The 22,580-nt window shown below is 37.4% G+C and carries 15 protein-coding genes and 1 pseudogene; 7 read left to right on the forward strand and 9 right to left on the reverse strand.

Annotated elements, in window-relative coordinates; translation table 11 throughout:
* Window positions 1-75: 75 nt before the first annotated feature.
* Genes AC1DVK_RS02875 through AC1DVK_RS02885 form a run of 3 tightly spaced genes read left to right on the forward strand, consistent with a single transcriptional unit; the run spans window position 76 to window position 4,225 of the window.
* Entirely contained in the window at window positions 76-1,506 is a 1,431-nt protein-coding gene (locus AC1DVK_RS02875) for an O-antigen ligase family protein (protein WP_477625780.1), read from the forward strand.
* Window positions 1,507-1,510: 4 nt separating this feature from the next.
* Window positions 1,511-3,034, forward strand: a complete 1,524-nt coding sequence (gene murJ / locus AC1DVK_RS02880; protein WP_477625781.1) for a murein biosynthesis integral membrane protein MurJ — start codon at window positions 1,511-1,513, stop codon at window positions 3,032-3,034.
* A gap of 24 nt (window positions 3,035-3,058) precedes the next feature.
* Window positions 3,059-4,225: a glycosyltransferase family 4 protein gene (locus tag AC1DVK_RS02885; protein ID WP_089361984.1), complete on the forward strand. Its 1,167-nt coding sequence runs from the start codon at window positions 3,059-3,061 to the stop codon at window positions 4,223-4,225.
* 37 nt (window positions 4,226-4,262) lie between these two features.
* On the opposite strand, the gene tagH is transcribed toward AC1DVK_RS02885, so the two are convergent.
* The 5 genes and pseudogenes from tagH to AC1DVK_RS02910 all read right to left on the reverse strand — a co-directional run bounded on the left by tagH (window position 4,263) and on the right by AC1DVK_RS02910 (window position 12,280).
* On the reverse strand, window positions 4,263-5,060 hold the full coding sequence (gene tagH / locus AC1DVK_RS02890; RefSeq protein ID WP_061465616.1) for a teichoic acids export ABC transporter ATP-binding subunit TagH: 798 nt from the start codon (window positions 5,058-5,060) through the stop codon (window positions 4,263-4,265).
* 17 nt (window positions 5,061-5,077) lie between these two features.
* Window positions 5,078-5,875, reverse strand: coding sequence for an ABC transporter permease (locus tag AC1DVK_RS02895; protein WP_061465617.1), 798 nt, complete (start codon window positions 5,873-5,875; stop codon window positions 5,078-5,080).
* A 3-nt stretch (window positions 5,876-5,878) separates the two neighbouring features.
* Window positions 5,879-7,084: pseudogene (locus tag AC1DVK_RS02900) on the reverse strand (CDP-glycerol glycerophosphotransferase family protein); the annotation flags it as partial.
* Window positions 7,085-7,321: 237 nt separating this feature from the next.
* Window positions 7,322-8,860, reverse strand: coding sequence for a glycosyltransferase family 2 protein (locus AC1DVK_RS02905; RefSeq protein ID WP_477625782.1), 1,539 nt, complete (start codon window positions 8,858-8,860; stop codon window positions 7,322-7,324).
* Window positions 8,861-8,950: 90 nt separating this feature from the next.
* Window positions 8,951-12,280, reverse strand: coding sequence for a CDP-glycerol glycerophosphotransferase family protein (locus tag AC1DVK_RS02910; RefSeq protein ID WP_477625783.1), 3,330 nt, complete (start codon window positions 12,278-12,280; stop codon window positions 8,951-8,953).
* Window positions 12,281-13,384: 1,104 nt separating this feature from the next.
* Here AC1DVK_RS02910 and tagD point away from each other — a divergent pair.
* The 4 genes from tagD to AC1DVK_RS02930 all read left to right on the forward strand — a co-directional run bounded on the left by tagD (window position 13,385) and on the right by AC1DVK_RS02930 (window position 17,538).
* The gene (gene tagD, locus AC1DVK_RS02915) at window positions 13,385-13,783 is read left to right on the forward strand and encodes a glycerol-3-phosphate cytidylyltransferase (protein ID WP_061465620.1); all 399 of its coding nucleotides are present in this window, start codon (window positions 13,385-13,387) and stop codon (window positions 13,781-13,783) included.
* Entirely contained in the window at window positions 13,776-14,939 is a 1,164-nt protein-coding gene (locus AC1DVK_RS02920; RefSeq protein ID WP_477625784.1) for a CDP-glycerol glycerophosphotransferase family protein, read from the forward strand. Before tagD ends, AC1DVK_RS02920 begins: the two co-directional genes overlap by 8 nt.
* A 350-nt stretch (window positions 14,940-15,289) precedes the next feature.
* Window positions 15,290-16,327, forward strand: a complete 1,038-nt coding sequence (locus AC1DVK_RS02925; protein ID WP_410860585.1) for a C40 family peptidase — start codon at window positions 15,290-15,292, stop codon at window positions 16,325-16,327.
* 284 nt (window positions 16,328-16,611) lie between these two features.
* Entirely contained in the window at window positions 16,612-17,538 is a 927-nt protein-coding gene (locus tag AC1DVK_RS02930; RefSeq protein WP_089361991.1) for an LCP family glycopolymer transferase, read from the forward strand.
* A 42-nt stretch (window positions 17,539-17,580) separates the two neighbouring features.
* Here AC1DVK_RS02930 and AC1DVK_RS02935 read toward each other — a convergent pair whose 3' ends face one another.
* The 4 genes from AC1DVK_RS02935 to secA all read right to left on the reverse strand — a co-directional run bounded on the left by AC1DVK_RS02935 (window position 17,581) and on the right by secA (window position 22,493).
* Window positions 17,581-19,347: an LTA synthase family protein gene (locus AC1DVK_RS02935; protein ID WP_477625785.1), complete on the reverse strand. Its 1,767-nt coding sequence runs from the start codon at window positions 19,345-19,347 to the stop codon at window positions 17,581-17,583.
* Between the two features lie 140 nt (window positions 19,348-19,487).
* On the reverse strand, window positions 19,488-19,649 hold the full coding sequence (locus AC1DVK_RS02940; RefSeq protein ID WP_477625815.1) for a hypothetical protein: 162 nt from the start codon (window positions 19,647-19,649) through the stop codon (window positions 19,488-19,490).
* Window positions 19,633-20,115, reverse strand: a complete 483-nt coding sequence (locus tag AC1DVK_RS02945) for an SLAP domain-containing protein (protein ID WP_477625786.1) — start codon at window positions 20,113-20,115, stop codon at window positions 19,633-19,635. Before AC1DVK_RS02945 ends, AC1DVK_RS02940 begins: the two co-directional genes overlap by 17 nt.
* Complete coding sequence (secA, locus tag AC1DVK_RS02950; protein WP_477625787.1) at window positions 20,115-22,493, reverse strand: preprotein translocase subunit SecA; 2,379 nt, start codon at window positions 22,491-22,493, stop codon at window positions 20,115-20,117. Before secA ends, AC1DVK_RS02945 begins: the two co-directional genes overlap by 1 nt.
* Between the last annotated feature and the right edge of the window lie 87 nt (window positions 22,494-22,580).

The raw sequence follows: 22,580 nt of genomic DNA on the forward strand, positions 1-22,580 counted from the left end.
GGGTGGGGTATTATTCAAGAAATTTTTTCATACACATCAAAGAACGTGATTTTCGATTCAAAGGTGGTTAATCAATTGAAATTTATAGAAAAACAATCGTTATTCATTCTAATCATGTGCCTGCTCGTCCCATTAGCAGTGCCTCACCCTATCACCGGTTACATGGCAACGGTGTTAATGCTCGTTTTTATCGGTATAAATAAAAAAAACCTGTTATTAATTCTATTCATTTACTTCCCTGCCCGTCCCTTATTGATGGAACTGAATAGCGGCTTAACCTATACAGGTGATCTGATCATCCTCACCTTATTCATTTCTTTGCTTATGGAAAATTTCAAGAAATACGAATGGCAAATTTCTAAATATCATTTTACTGTGCCATTTTGGTTGTTTTGTTTTGTGGGTGCAGTAGCTGGACTCCTAAACGGAGTGGGTATCTTCCCCATCCTATTCGAACTCCGGGCATTGCTTGTTACATTCTTACTTCTTTACATTATCGGTGAATTAAATCTAGAAAGAAAGGATATCTTTCGCTTTTTGAAGGTAATCCTAATATTTACAATTTTTCTTTGCCTGCATGGCATATTGGAGAAAATCTTTTCACGTACGATCTTGCTGCCCCATGAATGGGAAATGTGGAATCTTTCTCCAACTAACCGGATGAGGATTTATGGAGCACCTGCCAACCCTAATGTATTTGCCTTATTCTTAAGCATTCAGTTATTCCTTAGTTTCTTTCTATTTCAGTCACTGAAAAAATATAAACCCTTCGTCTTTCTAGCGTCCATCTTACTTTCTGGTACGTTACTGCTCACCTATTCACGGGGTACGATGATTGCATTCGGCTTCGCGGCGCTCGTGTTTATAATTTGGACTAGAAATAAATCATTTCTCAAATATGCTGTAGGCTCATTCGGTCTCGGCCTGCTTCTGATTTATTACCCTGTTCTATTCGCTTCAAGTAAAGTGGAGGTATCCGCATCGGTTCCCATGGAAAATATGGCAATTGGCAGCACTCCCACTTCAGAACACGAACATGCCCTTTCCAATCGATTTTCTGAAATGTTCTCTAATACGACTCTTCACCAAAGTACAGAATGGGGCCGATTATATGTCCTAATCAAGGGACTTGAAATTTTCAAAGATCATCCCATAATGGGCACAGGGCTAGCAACCTTCGGAGATTCTGCCACCCTTTCCTTTTCCTCACCAATCTATCAGGAATACAAAATTGGTGAAAGGATGTATACCGATAATCAATATATCCAAATTCTTGTTCAAACTGGGGTGCTGGGTTTTCTCGCGGTACTTGCATTCATTCTTTTTACCTACCGTAAAATCATTAAATCGAGAAATGGCACTTTAACGGTATTTACTATCTGCCTGATGTTAGCAGCATTGCTAGCAGGACTTTTTTACAATATTCTAGAAGATAAAACGTTTACACTATTTTTTTATAGTTGTTTAGGTTTCTGTTTACAAAAGGATATCACTTTAAAGGATTGAAAATATGCCTACTCTTTCACATGTAATTAAATCGGTCGGGCTAGTCACTATTATTGCAGCCATTGGAAAAGTCCTCGGATTCGGGCGGGAATCGATCATTGCCGCCTATTTCGGTGCATCGTCAATGGCAGATGTTTTTTTCGTGGCAAGCCTCATACCAACCATTTTATTTACGGCCCTCGGCAGCGGTCTTCAGGCAGGCGTCATTCCCATTTACTTGGAAAAGAAGGCGAATAACCCTTTGAAAGCTGATGAATTCATCAGTGTTTTAGGTTCCTTCTTTATGTTGATAGCCGGATTAATGACCATTGCCTGCATGATTTTCACAAAGCCGCTCGTCATAATGGTAGCCCCCGGTTTCTCTGATTCGGAACTTGCTCTGACGGAGTCCCTGACCCGGATCATGCTGCCAAGTTTACTATTTTTCACACTTTCATACATGGCGACGGGAGTCCTGAATGCGAATAAGCGTTTTATTCTTCCAGCACTCACTTCGACTGCACAAAACACGGTCATTATAGCAGCCACCGTTTTGTTCGCTGCTCCCTTTGGGGTTGAAGGGCTGGCTTGGGGATTTGTGTTCGGTGCGGCCAGTCAGTTCCTGATTCAATACCCATCATTAAAGAGATTCGGAATCCGGCCCATCGTCTCTTTCCTGCCTCATAAAAGGCAGATCGTTCAAACACTGTACACCTTTTACCCGATTATCATCGCCGCTTTGGCGATCCAATTGAATAGTGTCGTCGATCGGATCATTGCCACCTCGCTCGAAACCGGAAGCGTATCAGCTCTGAACTATGCGAATCGGCTGCTGTGGCTGCCATTAAGCATTGTCCTCACGCCGTTGATTACCGTATTGTATCCTACAATCGTCGAGCGGGCACTTATAGGCTATCAATCTTTCCTTAATTTGACCTTAAAAGGTCTGAAGTCACTTTTATTTTTAGCCATTCCTTTCATGATCGTCATGTTAATCAGCGGAAACAGCTTAATCACTCTGGCTTTCCAACGCGGGGCTTTCGATGCTTCAGCCACCGAAACGACCTATAATGCATTTACCTTTTATTCAGCTTCCCTCCCATTCTTTGCATTAAGGGATTATTTGATGAACGCCTTCTATGCCTTAAAGAAAACAAAAGTGGCCATGTATTCCTGCCTGTTCGCCGTATTGCTTAATGTCCTGCTCAGCTGGGTCCTATCACGTTATCTTGGTGTCGGCGGAATTGCTTTAGCCACAGGGATATCCATGCTCCTGCAATCTCTCTACCTATTCGGCTTCCTATGGTTAAAGACAGAAAGAACGGACAAGGCCGCTTTCAGGGATGTTTTTCAGGAAAGCGGCAAGCTGATCATCATCGGAACCATCATATTCGGACTTGCGCTCTGGGTCCATCCGCTTACCGAAACGTTCCCCATCATTATGGAATTAGTGATCATATCGCTTTTGGTATTCGKATTATATTTCGCATTAGCCATGCTTTTTAAAGTAAGCAGCCTGCAAGTAATGAAAAGGATAAGATCAAAGTAATAAATTAGAAGAAGGAGTGCCATTATGAACATATTAATCACGACGATTTTCAACTACCCTCATGAAGGAGGGCTATCAAGTCATATCACTACGTTAAAAAAGGGGTTAATGTCACGGGGCCATAATGTGGACATATTATCTTTCTCTCAATTGCCCCCTTTCAAGAGGAAGATGCTCGCCCAGGCTCCCGGTTTTTTATTGAATAAAGTAAAACAAGGGAGCGGTCAGCTTTTCAATGACAAACAGCGCCAAAAATTATTGGCTTCATCTATTAAAAGCTTGAAAAAAAACTATGATGTCATTAATGCCCAAGACATTTTCGCAACGCTTGCTTCCATTGAATCCGGGATTCCAACGGTACAAACTGTCCATGGGTATTATTCATTCGAAGCAGTCAGCAGGGGCGCCCTCCTTCCGGACAGTGAAGAAGATTTAATCATTCGGGAGCTTGAAAGAAAAGCCTATCAGTCTGCTGCAAAAGTTGTGACGGTCGATCAAAGGATCAAAGACTATATAAATCATTTGGCACATATAGAGGCGGAAACGATCAAGAACTTCATTGACGTGTCAGCTTTCAAACCGGAAACGGAAAAGCGGAAGCAAACCCGTCAGGATTTTCAAATCCCCCTACATAAAAAGATGCTTTTCGTCCCTAGAAGAATGACGGAAAAGAACGGTGTCATCTACCCGCTCCTTGCTCTGCCGGAGGTTCTGGAAAACCATCCTGAAACGGTATTGGTCTATGCGGGTACAGGAGAACAGCGAACCCGGCTTGAGGAAGCGGCAGCACGGCTCAAATTATCCGATTCCGTACTTTTCTTAGGTTCAGTGCCTTTCGAGAAAATGCATAGCCTCTATGAAGCATCGGATATCGTACTCATCCCAAGTGTTCATTCCCACGGGGTGGAAGAGGCGACTTCCATATCTGCATTAGAAGCGATGAGTTGCCGCTCACCCGTCATTGCAAGTGCAATCGGAGGTTTAAAGGAGATTCTCATTGATGGTGAAGATGGTCTGTTAGTTGAGGAAAAAAATATAGAAGCACTTGCACAAGCGATCTCTATTCTGCTTAATGACACTAAATATGCAACAATGTTAGCTACGAAAGCAAGATATAAAATGGAAAGCGAATACTCCCACCTTACAGCTGCCGAGCGGTTTGAGAAAACTTATGATGAAGTGCTTAACTAAAAAAAGCAGACCCGATGACCGGGTCTGCTTTTCACTATCATACCAGTGTAGAACTACGTCTTTTCATTTGTTCTTCACGGTACTTTTTCTGTTCTTTTTTAGACATGGCGTTATATTCTTTTAAGAATGCTTCATATTGCGGCATTACTTCGTTCATGGCACCGTATGCTTTTAACTCTCCATATTCAAGCCATAGAGCCTTTTGGCAAAACTTCTTCATCTGACCGATTGAATGGCTGACAAAGAACATCGTTTTGCCTTTTTCCTTAAATTCGTTCATTTTCTCCAAACACTTTTCAGCAAAGTTTTTATCCCCGACCGATAAGGCTTCATCAATAATCAGGATATCTGGATCAATATGCACGGAAATGGAAAAACCAAGCCTGGACTTCATACCGCTTGAGTAGGATTTCACCGGTTGGTCAATGAACTTGCCAAGCTCTGAAAACTCAATGATCTCAGGCTCAAGTTCTTTGATTTTATTTTTATCGAATCCGAGCATAAGCATTTTCAGCTCAATGTTTTCTCTGCCCGTCAACTGATTATTCAGGCCCGATGAAACGGCAATCAAAGCCGTTTTCCCGTTAGTTTGGACATTTCCATCCGTAGGCGGGATAATACCTGCAATAATATTGGACAATGTGGATTTCCCGGATCCGTTGACCCCGACAAATCCTATTACATCGCCCTTTTCCGCTTCAAAACTTACATTTCTCAGAGCAAAGTACTCTTCCCCATAGCTTTTAGGTAAAAGGAGATCCAATAATTTTTCCGAGTTTTTATTATATAATTTATACTTTTTCGTTATATCTTTGACAATTACCGATTTTTCCAATTTTTCTCACTTCCAGTTTACTTAAAGTCAACAAAGCGATCTCTAAACCTAACATGCAGCGAGGAACCTATCAAAAAGAAGACGATTACGACTGCCCAGAAATATAGCGTATATTCCCAATTCACTATTAGATACCATGATTCCCCCAATAACGAAGCTCGATACCCATCCACAATATAATATAGAGGATTCAGCTTCATGATATTAACGATTACTGGATGATCTTTAGCATCTAATACCCAAAGGATTGGTGTTAAATAAAACAAGACTTTCATTAATGACACGATCATATTGTGAAAATCACGAATAATGGTTGATAAGGTTGACGAGATTAAGCCAAATGAAAATAACAGCGCAACCGTCGCGACAACATAATATGGCAGTTGTATGATGTAAACTGTAGGGAGGTATCCAGTAAAACCTAATAGTATGATAATGACCCCCAGCAGCACAAGATGCTGATACAACTTAGCAAAAATGACATACGAAGGAATGACACTCATCGGAAAGCTCATCTTGGATACCATATTCAGTCGGGAAAAGACGGATTTGGACGTTTGGGTTATTGAAGGATTCACAAAAAACCAGACAACGATCCCTGCCATCAGCCATGGAAGGAAATGTTCACCGCGATTCAAGATTATAAATCCGAATACAAACCAATAAATCGCAATCTGTATCATCGGATTGATGATTTCCCATAGGATTCCCAGATAGTTATTACTGTTGGCACTTTTCACCTCATAAACAGATAAACGCCTTACCAAATAAAAATTATTGATTTGTTCTTTTAAAACGGTCAAAGCTGAACTCATATATTACACAGACCTTCCTAAAAACACCTTTTCTACGACACGGCGTGAAGCCTGGCCATCCTCGAGGGCACAAAACCGTTCGTGAAAGTGATTGAACTCATTGTTATTTTCAAATTTGATCGCACTGATACTATCAATGACCGCATCAGATGTTTTTACTAACATACCTGGCGCATTCTTTTCAAAATCAAAGTAAAACCCGCGAAGCTTGTCCCTGTAATTTTCAATATCATATACATAGAAAAGCATCGGACGCTTTAAATTTGCGTAATCAAAGAATACGGATGAATAGTCGGTTATTAATAAATCCGAAATAAGATACAAATGACTAATATCTTCGTAATTGGATAAATTGTAGGCGAATCCTTGATAAGCTGTTAAATCCAAGTTCTCAGAAACCAAATAATGAAGACGGAGCAAAATGACATACTCCTCCCCCAGCTCCTGTTTCATTCGATTCAAATCCAGTTTTATTTCAAATTTATATTTTCCCTTGCTATAAAACTCATCATCCCTCCAAGTAGGGGCGTATAAAATGATCTTTTTCTCTATTGGTATACCCAACTTCTGTTTCAATGAGTCGATTGTATCACGATTATTCCCATTGTAAAGTATATCATTGCGCGGATAACCAGTTTCGAGAATTTTAGAAGTATCGACATTGAAGGCACGGGCAAAAATTTCACTTGAATAAGCATTCGGTGAAATTAAATAATCCCACTTACTTGATTCGGCATGGAAATTTTCTTTATATTTATCCGTCGTTGTTCCAGGCATGTGTACTTCATTCATATCTGCAGCAAGTTTCTTTAATGGCGTCCCATGCCACGTTTGCAAATAGATTGTGTGCTTCGGCTTCGGAATCCAAAGCGGGAGCCTGCTGTTCGTTACCCAATAACGGGCCCTGGTCATTTTAAGCAGCCAATTGAATGAAAAACGATTGAGATACGGAATGCCTGCCTCTTTGAAATGAGCACTATATCTTTTATCTACGCTCCAATACATTTTATATTCAGGATGGTGACTCTGCAAGTATTCATAAATCGCTCGTGGATTACAGCTATACTGCTTTCCTAAAAAACTCTCAAATATTACAAGCTTATGATCCACTGGCAATACTTGCCCTACCATTGCAAAAGCCATTTTATATCCTCTTAAAATAATTGCTTTAGCCCCATTTTTTAATAGCGATAGAAAGGAAGGTCTCTTTGAGGTTTGTATTGTTTCATTTGACATATCTGATCTCCCTTTTTATTAATTAGTAATAATTGAATAATGATTATAATTAATCGTGGAGCACTGTCTTTCTTTGTGTTATCAGCCTATTAACACAATCCCCATAACCCACTACATACAATCATCATCAAACTTCTTCTCAAATATATCAAATTAAAAATAAGCTCGCCCAATAAAGGGGAGAGCTTATTTTTGGTGTACCTCTAACAGCTACTCCAAAGACTTTATAGCTAGTCCCAAATTATTTGCCACTGTTGTATAAAACTCCACATTTTTGTTATTATACGCCATCTTATTTTTCAGGATTCTTTTAATATTCACCAATTGATAATCATTGTATCGAATGAACACTGTAAATAATGACTTTTCCATTCGGTCAATTTCATCTAATGAAACAGTAAAATGACCTCTATTACCTTCTATTCGAACTTCACAGTTGATTTCATTGTCCATTCTTTTTCTATCACGTATTAATACAGACTCTATGTTGTTTATATCATCACCATAAATCTCAAAACTCTGGTGGTAGACATTATCGATAACATAAGAATCTATTGCACGAGCAAGCATCGGTATCCTTACGAAGCGATAATCACCTTCCAGAAATGGAAGTTCATAATAAGGCAAACAATCTTTAATAAGATATTTTTTATTAGCATCTCGCTTTAACCATTCAAATAACCTTATGAAATCATCAATACGATCCGCCATGAATAATTCAATGGCAAATTTATAGATAGGGACTTTAAATTCATTCGTAAAGTCATATGACAAGTTTTTCGTTGTTTCGACAGCCTCCCTTAATACTTCTATAAAATCTTCTTTTTTCTTGGATTTCACAAAAGTTTGACTGTCGAACGTTTTTACAATATCGTACTCATAAATCCGGTTAAGGGCCACTCTTTTCAATTCAATGGCTATATCCTTGGATTGAATATACCTTATTATTTCGACATCCGCTTTTCTTTTATCTAACACATTCGTAACACGTGTTAAAGAATATGGATTTTCTGAAGTTCTGTTGACATAATAAATAGGTTTTTTAGTAGTTGAAACTGCTCTGACTTTAAAGAAAACATCTGTAAAAAACCATTTATCTTCACCGAATTTCATATTTGGAAAACCAATTTCATTTTCTTTAACCATAGACAAATTCATCATTCTGGCAGTTGGACCCATATGATAAAAAAAGTGCGGAACATCCAATGGGGTAATGCTTCTTCTTTCTTTAATAGAAGCAAACTCACCAATAACAGTCTCTGACTCAGATTCGACTTTTACCGTTTTGCCCACTACATAATCATCACCTGTTTCCTCCAGGATGTTATAGAGGCTTTCCAGTCCATCAGGAGCAAGCCAGTCATCTGCGTCCAAAAAAGTTATATATTTAGATGTTCCCAGTTCTATTCCAATGTTTCTGGGGGTCCCAGGTGACCCATTATTTTCCTGAAGGGAAACTAAACATATATTTTTATATTTAGCTGCATACTCCTGAATAATTTTAACGGTATCATCAGTCGAACAATCATCTATAATTATATATTCAATCTGATCTATACCCATGGATTGATTTATTACTGATTCAATCGTTTTTCTAATGAATTTTTCAGCATTAAAAGCAGCAGTAACTACAGTGACTTTTTTAACTTTTCCTAAAAATTTATTTCTTAAGCTTGAAGGATTATTTTTTATTTGAATATTGCCGCTCTTTAAAAGTTCCCTCGCTTTTTGACGCACCAAAAAATTCATACGGTTCCTCTCCTTTATGTGTAGAGGCACATGTTTCGATTAGGCAGCCAGTTTACCAGTTACTTAAAAGCAAAAATACCCTTTAAGGAATCAATCATCAAAAAATTTATCCACGATTCTCTGTGTAGCTTTACCATCTTCTATTCCACAATACTTCTCTCTAAATAAACTATATCTCTTTTTGTATAGCTTGTTTATTTCATCAATATCGCCAATAGTCTCGATAATCTCTTCAGTTGTTTTTAAAAACGGACCTGGTGCTTCTTTTTCAAAGTCCATATAGAATCCACGGATGTTATCTCTGTAATCTTCCATATCATAAGTGTAGTACAAAATCGGACGAGCAGTATTAGCAAAATCGAACATTACTGAAGAATAATCAGTAATCAATATATCAGAAATCAGGTAAAGTTCCTGTATATCTGAATAATTGGATACATTTATAACGAAATCCTCAAATTCACTCGGGATGCTGAGATTATTACTTATAACAACATGCATCCTTAACAATAGGACATATTCATTTCCAAGTGCTTCTTTCATTCTTTCTAAATCAAATTTCAACTCAAAAATAAATTTATTATTTTTAGATGTTTGATTATCCCGAAATGTAGGAGCATATAAGATGACTTTTTTTCCTGTTGGTATCTTCAGTTTTTCAATCACGGACTTGGCGGTCATTGAAGCATCTTCCCTATAAAATAAATCATTTCTTGGATAGCCCGTTTCTAATATTTCTCCTTCATATTTGAAAGCACTTCTGAAGGCCTTGGACGCATATGGACTTGGTGATATTAAATAATCCCAAGTTCTCGTTGCACCATGAACCCGATTTAAGTACCCATCGTCCCTTCCTTGTATATTTTCTATATCAAATAGCATTTTTTTCAAAGGGGTACCATGCCAAGTCTGAATATAAGTCGTTTCCTTCCTTTTGCTTAGATAGGTAGGGAAGTTTTGATTATTTATCCAATAGCCGGCTTTAGCTAAATAATAATAGTATTCCGGGCTTAAACGTTTTACCAGCTTCGTATTCTTTCCTTTTATCGGTAAATTACCATTATACACCCAAACTTTTTTATAATTATTGTCCCTTTTCACTAGCTCTTCATATATATACTTGGGGCTATCTGCGAATTGTTTTCCTATTCCACTTTCAAAAAGAATAAGATTCCTGTCAACCGGGATAAGCCTTGACATAATTTTATATACATTTTTCATAACAGGGAAATACTTTTTACTTTTCCTAAATCGATTAACAAAGAGTTTAACAACCGGATGGTTATATAATTTACTTAGTGAATTTGGATCTTTTTCAGCATGTTGAATCACTTCGAATATCCTTGAATTAGAATGAACATCGCGATATTTAATAAAACGGTCAGCCTTGTCCATATACTTTTTCTTCATGACAAAATCAGACTTGGCATACTCGGCTAAAACACCTAACAATTCATCCAATTCATCAACGATTTCACCCGGAAGATCGTTATCCAAATCCAAATGTGACGGTCTTTTCCCTATAAAACGGTTTCTATCAAATTGATAGTAAATCACCGGTTTATGCAGAAAACTGAAGTCAAAAGCTACACTTGAATAATCCGTAATCATAATCGCACTTTCCTTAATTAATCTTTGGACATCCACTTCACCCTGACTAATTACCCTAACTGGAGCATCTTTAAAATAAGACGTGAATTTCTGCATATTAGGGTGAAGGCAAAAAATGATTTCAAACCCATCATTTTTAGATAAATCATGTAAAACCGGGTGATTCACTAATTTCTGATACCTTTCAAAATACTCGCTTTCCAAAAATATTTCATCGGATGTAATCCAATCTCTCCATGTTGGAATGATCAATAATTGCCGCTTTATTAAAACATCATCCTTAAACAGCGAGTCGAACCTTGACAGTCCCGTTGTGAATACTTCTTTTTCGTTGTACCCAAAATCAGTTACGATCATATCCTTTTCGAAGTCTGAACTTACTAGAAAAACATCCGTACTAAAACCAGAGGTTGCCTTTTTCCCGTAGTTTGCCACCATATTCTTAGTACCCATAACACCATGCTGTAGAAACACCTTAACACCCTTAACACGATTTTTAAATTCAGATGTTCTTAAAGGATATAAATAATCCGGATGATGTGATGAAATAATACGTGTTGATTCCATTGTCTTTTTAATATGTTCCTTTGACTTGAAATAAAGTATATTTCCAAAGGGCTCGACGTTCTTAGCTTCCACAGAACTTTCTTCTATTACATAATACACTTCTTTTTCAGGGTGATTTTCTCTCATATATTTAAAAAAATGATATCCAGTATCCTGGGCTTTATAAGTTCTTTCTCCAATAATCCAGACATCCTTTTTCTTTTTAAATAAACCCAGAAATCGCCTCCACCCCATCATCCTTTTTAAGTATCGATATGTTTCCGTAGGGAAGGTAAACACTTCCAAAGATAAATTAGCTGCTTTAAAGGTATAGTATGGATTGACTATAGTAACTCCATTATCCGAGATAACATCGGTCTTTTTAGTGAATATTTTAGTTCTGGTGGTTGGTCTTCCGACGCGTATCATTTTCGGCTCTTCCTGATCATGCAAATATAATTTCATGTAAATATCATATACATCATCTTCCAAATCCACACTGACCAATTGTTCTAAATCCAAATTCATATCATATATATATCGATTCAGTCCATATTTCTTAATATTCATTTCCTTATTATGAATAAAAGATATATTTGCCTGATATTCTTTGTCACTTTGCCTGCCTTTTACTAGGCTCTCACCTTTTATTATCTTTGAATTCTTGGTGAAGATTTGACCACTAATGTGCATTGTCTTCGACTTGTTGGTGATTTTTTCGATTTGAGACTTAATCGAAATTTCAGGGGTCTTATTGATATAAAGAGATAAATTCCCTTTATTGGTTATAGAGAATATACTTTGTTTATCTTCATAGGTATAAAAACCTAAATTGTTCGTGTATGTTTCCTGAAAACGCCCTAGACGAATTGGATATTCAATATTAACCTGTTCGCATACTTCTACATATTCAGCTTTATGTTCAATATTAAGGATTGATTTTTTGCTTAGATTTTCAACTGGAACGGAAACTTTGATATAACAGTCATAAACAGAATGGGGTTCATCTTCTAATTTTCGGATTAAATCTATTAGATTTATTTCAAACTCAAATTTATGTGAAACCACCGATTCCGCTATTTTAAATTTTTGATTTTCATTTCCCCTAGAATATAGCCATAGTTCTTTCGCACAATAATGTTCTTTTGAAAATTGACCTTTTATAAAGAGCGTATTTTCCTCTTGCACAATGGACAGAACTTGTTTCAACTTAATTTTAGGGGTTTTTCTTGCTTTCCTTTTTCTAAGAAGCTTTTTTATCATTTTAGACCACCTATAACAAATTATTTAAATAAATGAATCTTTCATTGCACTTTAAAATCATAAACTTTTTTCGGTTTTTCCTCAATATCAGGTGAAATGTTCATATATTACCCAAATCGCCTTGAATATACAAAATGGGACATTATTGGTTAGCTTATCCTAATAGAACCTTTAAATGTGAGTCACTTGCAGCTTACATCGAATATTACATATCTTAATTTTTTGATATCGTTTGGGTTGAAAACAACACCTTTACTTCAATCGGCTAAAAGACCAAGTTCTACAAGCCAATGACTGTCACCTTGAGCACAATGTGTTCGTTGCCAAGGAAGGACTAACGTAAAAATCATTTGCATGTCCTTCCGTTGCCAGCCAGAATAGAAAGGGTATAGCAAAATCAAGATGCTTAATAGCATAGGAGCATTCTTAACATCATAGTTAACGCTTTCAATACAGGAATAGGCTAAATGGGTCTATAAAATGTTCTCCGGTAGGTTTAGAGTCTATACATGACTCATCCTCTGCCTTTATAGATCGAATTTAGATTTTTTAATGACACTTTCAACTTCTATATTATATAACATGGATTTTATGATGTTCTCACCTACATGTGGTTAATGTGAATGGCTTATTCTAATTACAGCAAGAATAATATTTTTTTTGTAATTTTGTTAAGCAATCACCTTTGACTTCAAGTAATAAGAGTGGTGTGTGTTTGAAATTATATTAAATACTATTCAATATAAACCATACAATATCTATTTCAATATAAAATATTTTGTATGGACACATTAATATTCCCTCCAGAATAATACAACTTAGTCAACATTTAATTATAGCTTAAAAATTAATATCTACAATTATCATTAAATTAAATAAATGTGGTTTATTTGTAAAAAAATTGTGGTTTATTTGTAAAACTATTAAGTTATAATTAATAGGAGAAAGACTTACTTAAAAACGCATTTGTCTTGCCTTTAAGCAAAAAGCTGAATGCCCTGAAAAGCTGGTTACCTGTTTTATTGTTTCATTTAATATTCTAATAGTCCAAATATATATCCTAATTTAATTAAGGAAATAAAGAGTCTTACAGGAGGAATAAAAATGAAGAAAGTAATCACTTATGGAACCTTTGATTTACTTCATTGGGGTCATATCAATCTATTAAAACGTGCTAAAGATTTAGGGGATTATCTTATCGTTGCCATTTCCACGGATGAATTCAATGCATTAAAAGATAAAAAGGCTTATCATAGCTTTGAAAACAGGAAGATGATCCTTGAATCAATCCGCTTTGTGGACGAGGTTATACCGGAAGACAATTGGGAACAAAAGAGAGAAGACATCCTTCGTGAAGGTGTAGATATCTTTGTAATGGGAGATGACTGGAAAGGCCAATTCGATGAATTATCTGAAGTTTGTGAAGTGGTCTACCTTCCAAGAACAATTGGCATTTCTACATCCCAAATTAAAGATGACCTTTTACAAGTTACTAATGGCTAAAGAATTCGCGATAGGAATTTACCTTTTTTGTTTTAAGGTTTTATTCTCTATCTTTAAACTTTTCCCTTTACGTGATAAAACGACCTTTGTCACATCATTCGGGGACAACTGCCAATATATAGCGGATGAAATGGACAAGCAGGACATTCCTATTCAAAAAGTATTTTTAATGAAGCCGAGCAGTCATATAGAAGTGAAGGACGATGGAAAAACCATCGTCCTTCCGTTTGAATCTAATAATATCATTGCCATGATCCAATCGATTTATCACCTCGCTACATCAAAATGGATCATCATTGATAATTATTTTGGCTTTCTTTCAGCCATTGGATTCAAAAAGCAAGTGAAATGTGTTCAAGTGTGGCATGCGGCCGGTGCCGTTAAGCAATTCGGGGCAAAAGACCCTTCCATTCAAAACCGCTCTGCCCGTGCAAGGACAAGATTTTTAGAGGTATATAAAAAATTTGATTATGTTACGTCAGGTTCAGAGAGAATGGCGGAAATTTATCAAGAAAGTTTTCAATTGCCGACATCCCATATTCTAAGAACCGGGATACCTCGGACTGATTTCTTTTTCAATGATGAATCAAAAAAAAATGCACGCAGTTCGTTGCTAGCCAAATATCCAGAACTTGAGCATAAGAAAATCATTTTATATGCCCCTACATTTCGTAATGACGGCTTGAACAACGGAGAGATTGCACTCGATTTGGAAATGCTCTACAAGGAACTAAAGGACGAACAATATGCGTTATTACTTAAACTGCATCCAGCTGTAAAAACGGGGGATGATCTACAACATAAATTCCCAGGGTTCGTTTACCCTGTCAAAAGTGAATTTCACGTAAATCAACTGCTGATCAGTACGGATCTTTTAATAACCGATTACTCTTCGATTCCATTTGAATTCTCTTTTTTGGAAAGACCAATGATATTCTTTGCATATGACTTAGAAAAGTATGTGAAGGAACGGGGATTTTGGGAGGATTACGCCTCTTCCATGCCCGGACCGGTGGTATCTACCACTGAAGAGCTTTTAGGGAAAATACGGGTCGCAGATCAATCATTAATGAAGATTGCTCCCTTTAACCAAAAATGGAATCAATACTCCACAGGAAATTCAAGTAGGAATTTAGTTGATTTCCTTTTTAAATAAAATCAACCCACTTTGTAAAATGAAGTGGGTTTTTAATGTTAAGTGGCAGAATATCCAATAACCCCTCATAAAAAGAAGGAAATACCTTCTCAATGTGAAATTAGATGGGACAGGAAATAAACATTTTAAAAATAGCGCTATTTTTACAGGGATTGACAAATAGGAAAGCACGAAGCCACATTGTGAGAAAGGACTCATAATATAGAAAATATTGTAGATTACACCTCTCAAACCTAACCAATATAAACCAGTAAAATACTACTATTTTCCCCTTGTAACAAAAATGTAATATTTTTTAACCCTTTTCATTTGTTAGAATAGGGAAAAAGACATATTCGAGGTGGAAAACCGTGAAAAAAAGTATAGTCGCATTTTCGACATTAGCCATTTTATCTTCGACTTTTGTTTCTCCTGCCCTTGCCAGTACTTATACAGTCAAAAGCGGCGATAACCTAAGTAAAATTGCACAGAAGCATAATACGACAGTAAAAGACTTAAAACAGCTTAACAACTTAAAAACAGACTTTTTGAAAATTAATCAAAAATTAATTACATCCAACTCCAAAACAACATCAAATGCTTCTTCAGTTTCCGTGAAAAAAACAAAAAATACCACATATACCATTGTTTCAGGTGATACCTTAACAAGGATAGCAAACAAGCATAACCTTACACTTGCTGAATTGATGAAATTGAATAACTTAAAATCCGATAGAATTTATGCAGGTGCTAAACTTATCGTATCTAAATCAACCACTACCACTACCATTGATTTACCCAGCAGCTCCAAGCCGTCCAATGTTACACAGACCCCAGCGAATTCAGCTACATACATTGTGGTAAAAGGTGACACACTTTCCGGAATTTCCAGAAAAACCAATTTGACTGTAGCTCAGCTTAAATCTAACAACTCGTTAAAATCCGATTTAATCAGAGTTGGACAAAAACTAAAATTAGGTAAATCGGCAAGTACAGCCCCTGCAGATAAAAATGATGGAAAAGTGGAAGCCCCAAGTTCCGGGAACAAAGTAACCGCACTCGTTTCCGAAGCAAAGAAATTAATTGGATCACCTTATTCGTGGGCGGGCGCCTCCCCATCAGGTTTCGATTGCAGCGGATTTATTTACTATACGTTCAAAAAGGCCGGGTATGAAGTTTCCAGGCTATCATCTTCCACATATTATGATATGGGTAAAAGGGTTACTTCACCGAAAAGTGGCGATCTTATCTTCTTTGCAACGGGTTCTAATAAATCAGTTGTAAGCCATATGGGAATCTACTTGGGCGGCGGGCAGTTCATTCATGCCTCAACAAGTAAGGGAGTAGAAATCACTTCTACTTCAAACTCCTATTTCAAGAGCAGAATCATCGGTTATAGAAGTTTATAGGATTTACTTGCAGACTTTCTCTTAAAGCCGAAGTTCATGTAAGAGAATCACATCTTCTTTTTATATATGGGTATATAATTAACTAATATTCGAATGATTAGGAAGCGAAGGAATTCATTTTCTGTGAATCCTTCGTTTTTTTTGAATAAAAACAGGTAAATATGCACTCTAAGTACAAAAAGAAACTATTCTATTTTTGATTAAAAAAAGGTATAGTTAAAAACATACCGACTAGGTACTTTTTCACATCTTCCATTTAGTGGAATGGTTCAGGGAGGAATTAGATGAGATCCGAACATAAAAAAAAGAAAAAGAAACGCAAATCGTTTAAAATAATCGGCTTCACCCTTCTTATCCTTTTCATTGGCACAGTTGCTTATGGAGCTTCAGTTTATCAATCTTTGGCAGGTGCGATTCAAACTATGCAAGGTACTGCGCATAAAACGGATAAGCGTGTAGATGACATCAAGTTCAAAAGCAAAGATCCATTTTCTATACTAATTCTTGGCGTGGATGAAAGGAAAAATGACAAAGGTCGATCAGATACGATGATTGTCATGACTGTTAATCCTAAACAAGAATCCATTGAATTATTGAGTTTACCCAGAGATACGCGTACAGAAATCATCGGTAAAGGCACAAATGATAAAATGAATCATGCCTATGCCTATGGCGGAGTTTCCATGTCGATAAACACAGTGGAGGCCTATTTAGATATTCCAATTGATTATTACGTCAAAATGAATATGGAAGGCTTTCAGGATATAGTGAATGCCGTAGGCGGTGTCACTGTTGATAATGATATGGACCTTGCCTATAAAGGGTATAATTTTAAAAAGGGCACAATCGACTTAAATGGAAAAGAGGCGTTGATTTATTCCCGAATCCGAAAGGAAGATCCCCGCGGGGATTATGGACGGCAAATGCGGCAACGCCAGGTTATCCAAGCCGTCATGAAAAAAGGAGCAAGTCTCTCAACACTTACCAATTATGACGATATTTTCGAGGCACTAGGTAAAAACGTGGAAACCAATTTAAGTTTCAATGAAATGTTGAGTATCCAAAATAACTATAAATCATCCCTTAAAAATATAAAACAATATACTCTCGAAGGTGACAATCAAAAGCTAGATGGCATTTGGTACAACATTGTTCCAGAAGATATAAAACTTGAAGCCCAGAACCGTGTGAAGAAACATCTGGGATTATAATGGAGAAAGGATGGCTTTTATCAGTCATCCTCTTTTTTTCGGTCAATCCTTCGTTTGTTTAAAATAATCGGTACGTATCACTTGGTCACTCAGATCAACCTCCTTTTGGTCTTCTGGTGAAAATCCTTCGACCTTCCCTTTTCCATTTATTTTCATTTGAGAACCATAATCCCCTTTTAATATCAATGCGTCGCCATCTTCGCCATTCAGCATGCTCTCCCCAAAGTATGATGAACTCTTAATATTTAATAAATCGTATAGAGTTGGTAAAATATCGACCTGGCCCCCTACCTTATTAATCGTTCTTCCTTCCATATCCTCCTGATAGATGATCAACGGAATGGGCATATATTTTTCAATCCACTGCTCATCGCTAATTTTATTCTCGTAATACGCTTCAACTTCTTGTTTATCTTTTAAAAATAGTCCATCATGATCTCCGTATATGACAATCACGCTGCCTTTCAATTTCCCGTCATCCTTCAGCTTCTTTACGAAATCCCCGATGGCTGAATCTGTATAATGAATTGCTTCGAAATATTTAGTCAGATAGCTGTCCTCTTTTCCAACTTTAGGTTTCAATGTTATCTGTTCCTTCGGTAGCGAAAAAGGTACATGACTGGTCAGCGTAACGAAAAAAGCGTAATAGGGATTTTTTTTATCTTTTAAGAAATTATAGCTTTGATTGAAGAAACTGCGGTCTCCCAGGCCCATCGATATCATCTCATCCTTCTGCATATCCTCTATGGAAAGATAGTCATCAAACCCTAGCGAGGGATATGCATGCTGCCTATTCCAGAAGTCTTCTTCATCCCCGTGGAAAGCATAACTTTGATAATCCGACTTCTTTAATTCTTTAGCAAGACCCGGAAAATCATTATAAGGGAACCGAAAAAAGGTCGCCCCTTGCTTTAAAGGAAATAAACCGGTATTCACGATCAGCTCTCCGTCAGATGAATTTCCAAATACAGTCTGTGGATATACATGCGGGAAGTACAGACCCTCTTTCGCCAATTCATTCATGAATGGTGTGACCTCCTGTCCGGCACTCTTTTGAAATAGCGGAAACGCCTGTAAAGATTCCACCTGGATGATAATGAGATTCTTCCCTTCCAAAGAGCCTGAAAACGCATGATCCTGCCTGTTCTTTTCATCGAAGTAATCAGAAACGGCCTTCTTTTCTTTCGAAGACATACCATGCCTTCCCGAGTCAGTAAAATAGGCATACGTATCCAATACGTGATGACCGATCGGACCCCAGTTTCGCAAGAAGGTATTCGCCTCATAACGCCGGGTTATATCGACCTTATCGATAAATATATTCTTTACCGGCTTTAGCCCCGCTATCATGAGGAATATTACGGCCGGTACAAGTGCCATATGCTTGAGGGGGTATTTTTTCTTCATGAATGACTCAGCAATTGGAAAGCCTAACAGAAGAAAGATTGAATCCTTCATTTTCATCATACTGAATATACTTTCACCAAGCCCATTCAGATTGCTTTTTTGCATCCACATATAGGAAGTGATAGGTGTCGAGTAATAGCGATAAAACCAAATGTCCCCAAGGAAAAAGGCCATGATCGAAAGAAGGAAGACTGAAAAAATGATGCCCTTTAGGACTCCATTCGGTACGCATTCCTTCAGATAAACAATAAAACCGGCAACGCCGATGATTATCGTAAAAATTCCAATCGAAAGATCATTACCCATCCTATCATTCGTATAAATGAAAAGTATTGCCACGATTAAAATGGACATAATCTCAAATAACCGTTCCTTCAATCGCTGATTCAGGTTGTTCTTCATGCTCCTGCCACTTTCCTCTTCATTATTTCCAGGACTTAATTAAGCCTGATTACGGAAGAATACTTATAAATATTACTTAGCGTTGCCATTTATGAGAAACTGCACACAGAAAACAGCATAAATATTTGGCAGTTATCCAACTAGTCTTTAATGTCTTCCGTTAAAAACAAAAAGCCTTCATCGGATGAAGGCCTTTCAACTGTTCTAATCATTTCTGCGTGTTTTGATTTGGCAGTCCGGCAAAAAAATATCGTCCGGCTGCCGCCAATCATAGTGTTTTTCCTACTATCTCTTCCATTCAAAAGCAATCTTCCAATCTTCATCAGGAATCGATTCTGCCAACATATCCCCTTCTTCGAATAAAAACCGCCATGGCATGCTTGAAAGTGCTGGTATCTCACCCAGCTTTGAAAGATCGAAAGCCTTTTTTGCCAATAATTTTCCGTTCTCATCAACTAACAGTAAATCCACGATATCAAACAGGACAGCTTTCTCCAATGAATTTCGTAGAAAAGCCACTATGATTACATCATCCTCCACCCTAGTCAGCTTAACACCGGAAATTGAAATTTGATTCGGTTTTAATGCAGGCAGCCTTTGATGGTGGAATTTATATACATATTCCTCTTGCTTGGAAGTTTCCCAATCCTTGTGAAACATTAGGGAATTATGAACAGTGACATCCGGATTGTGTACCTTATGCCCATCTGAAGCTAAAATATTTTCCCTTCCATTAACCCCTTTATCCCTTTTTCCAAAAAAACTCATCATTCATCACTCCCCAAAGCAGCTTCGTCTTCCTGATTGCTTTTCATATATTCCATAAAGCCGATGCTAATCTCCGACTCGATTTTACTTAATAGAAGATTGAATTGACTAAGAGCTTCTTTTTCAAACAGCATATATGGGTCCTGTTGACCATAACCGATTAAACCCATTCCTTCCTTCACACTATTCATTTCGTCTAAATGGTTCATCCAATTTGTATCAATATGCTGCAGCATGAAAACACGTAACTGATTTTGCCATTCTGCATCGGCTTGAAAAATTTCAAGTATCGCTTCCAATTCACCTAAAGCATCCAGAGCTTTTCCCTCAACTATATGACCTTCTAAGTCCTGCAAATCACTTGCCTGCCAATCCAACGTCAGGAAAGCAAGGGAAAGCTCTTCAATAAAGGCCGAGTAATCAGGTTCCTCTATATGCTCATGGTAATATTTCACTATGAGCCGACGAATGTATTTTTCGATATATTCAAGTAAAATGGCCGACATCCGTCCAGATTCCAAATCTAGTATCCGGTCTCTCATCGCGTATATGATTTTACTCTGCTCATTTAATGCATGTTCTAACTTCAATAAATGGTAACGGCTTGATTGATGCATCTGCTCTATCGTTTCCTGTACCCTTTTCACGAATTTTTCGGGTGCATGGCCCACCACCAATCCACTTTCATCCGTTTTGATTTTCTTTATATACCGTTCGAGTTCTTCTTCATCATAGTAATCAAACAAATCATCTTCAAATGAAATGATGAATTGTGTTGAACCTGGATCACCCTGCCTGCCGGAACGTCCCCTAAGCTGCATATCAATCCGATTGCTTTCATGTCGCTCAGTACCGATAATATGAAGGCCGCCCAATTCCTTGACAGCTTCATCCAATAATATATCGGTTCCTCGCCCAGCCATGTTCGTCGCCAGCATCACTTGATATTTTTGGCCGCTATTTGCGATGATTTCCGCTTCATCCGCTTCCGTCTTCGCATTAAGGATTTGATGCTTAATTTTCGCCTTCTCTAAATGAACCGAAATTTTTTCAGATTGCTCAATGGAGGTCGTCCCGATCAAAATAGGTCTACCTTCATTATGAATCCGTTTTACTTCTGTGACGATTTTGTTGATTTTGCTCATTTCATCCTTATAAATTAAATCAATCTCATCAACACGAATAATGGGCTTATTAGTTGGAATTTCAATGACGGGGAGCTGATATATTTCCTGGAATTCCGACTTTGATGGCATGGCACTGCCGGTCATCCCAGATATTGAATGATATAAACGAAAATAATTTTGGACGGTAATCGCTGCCTGTGTTTCATTCTCTTCGGTAATCTCCAAGCCCTCTTTTGCCTCGATTGCTTGATGAAGCCCATCACTGAAGCTTCTACCTTCCATCACCCTGCCTGTGAATTTATCGATTAACGCAATCCTTCCATCCATGACAATGTAGTCCACATCCAATTTCATAATCGCGTGGGCTTTAAGTGCCTGTGTTACATTATGTAATAACTCTTGATGATCCAGTCCATACAGATTGTCGATACCAAAGGCCTCTTCAATCTTCAATGCCCCTCGGTCCGTGAAAAAGGCAGCCTTTGACTCAATGAAAATTTCGTAATCATCATATTCTATAAATGACTTCATGATTTGTGCAGTGATCTGGTGAAGCCCGGTACCATCGCTTGACTTACCCGCAATAATTAATGGTGTCCTCGCTTCATCAATCAAGATGCTGTCAATCTCATCAACAATGGCAAACCGGTGTCCTCTTTGAACCTTTTCTTCTCTTCGGAAAACCATATTATCACGCAAATAATCAAAACCGAACTCTGTTGCCGTTCCATACGTGATATCCGCCGCATACGCTTCACGTTTTGCAGAAGGCTCCAATTGGGAAATGTTCAAACCGACCGTCATTCCTAGAAATTCATGAATTTGTCCCATTAACTCTTTATCACGTCTTGCCAAATATTCATTGGCCGTAATTATATGGACACCATTCCCGTACAGTGCATGTAAATAGCTTGGTAAAGTAGACACAAGCGTCTTCCCCTCGCCCGTATTCATTTGTGCAATGCCCCCTTCATTCAGGACAAAACCGCCTGCAAGCTGAACATCATGGTGCCTAAGATTCAATACTCGTTTAGAAGCTTCCCTTACTACCGCAAAAGCTTCGATTTGTATATCCCATATATTTTTACCAGCATCCAATACGCTTTTAAATCTATCCTTCATTCCGCTTAATTCTTGATCTGAATAACTTTCATACTTACCCTCTAGTCGATTCACGGCATCAACCAACTTATACATTCTATTCAAGTCTTTAGAGCTTTCTTTGAAGAACTTTTTCATACTGGATAGCATAGGGTTCTCTCTCCTATTATTTCAAATGAACTCTAGTGAAATTATAACAGTTATATATTTACTGTTTATAAATTATTGCCTATATAT

The sequence above is a fragment of the Peribacillus sp. P4_B1 genome (assembly GCF_056402395.1).

What these genes read in the sequence shown, in the direction of transcription:
- AC1DVK_RS02895 (WP_061465617.1), bottom strand. Translation starts at nt 5,875, where the DNA reads ATGAGTTCAGCTTTGACCGTTTTAAAAGAACAAATCAATAATTTTTAT.
- AC1DVK_RS02905 (WP_477625782.1), bottom strand. Translation starts at nt 8,860, where the DNA reads ATGAATTTTTTGGTGCGTCAAAAAGCGAGGGAACTTTTAAAGAGCGGC.
- AC1DVK_RS02910 (WP_477625783.1), bottom strand. Translation starts at nt 12,280, where the DNA reads ATGATAAAAAAGCTTCTTAGAAAAAGGAAAGCAAGAAAAACCCCTAAA.
- AC1DVK_RS02945 (WP_477625786.1), bottom strand. Translation starts at nt 20,115, where the DNA reads ATGAGTTTTTTTGGAAAAAGGGATAAAGGGGTTAATGGAAGGGAAAAT.
- AC1DVK_RS02920 (WP_477625784.1), top strand. Translation starts at nt 13,776, where the DNA reads ATGGCTAAAGAATTCGCGATAGGAATTTACCTTTTTTGTTTTAAGGTT.
- AC1DVK_RS02930 (WP_089361991.1), top strand. Translation starts at nt 16,612, where the DNA reads ATGAGATCCGAACATAAAAAAAAGAAAAAGAAACGCAAATCGTTTAAA.
- secA (WP_477625787.1), bottom strand. Translation starts at nt 22,493, where the DNA reads ATGCTATCCAGTATGAAAAAGTTCTTCAAAGAAAGCTCTAAAGACTTG.
- AC1DVK_RS02885 (WP_089361984.1), top strand. Translation starts at nt 3,059, where the DNA reads ATGAACATATTAATCACGACGATTTTCAACTACCCTCATGAAGGAGGG.
- AC1DVK_RS02935 (WP_477625785.1), bottom strand. Translation starts at nt 19,347, where the DNA reads ATGAAGAACAACCTGAATCAGCGATTGAAGGAACGGTTATTTGAGATT.
- tagD (WP_061465620.1), top strand. Translation starts at nt 13,385, where the DNA reads ATGAAGAAAGTAATCACTTATGGAACCTTTGATTTACTTCATTGGGGT.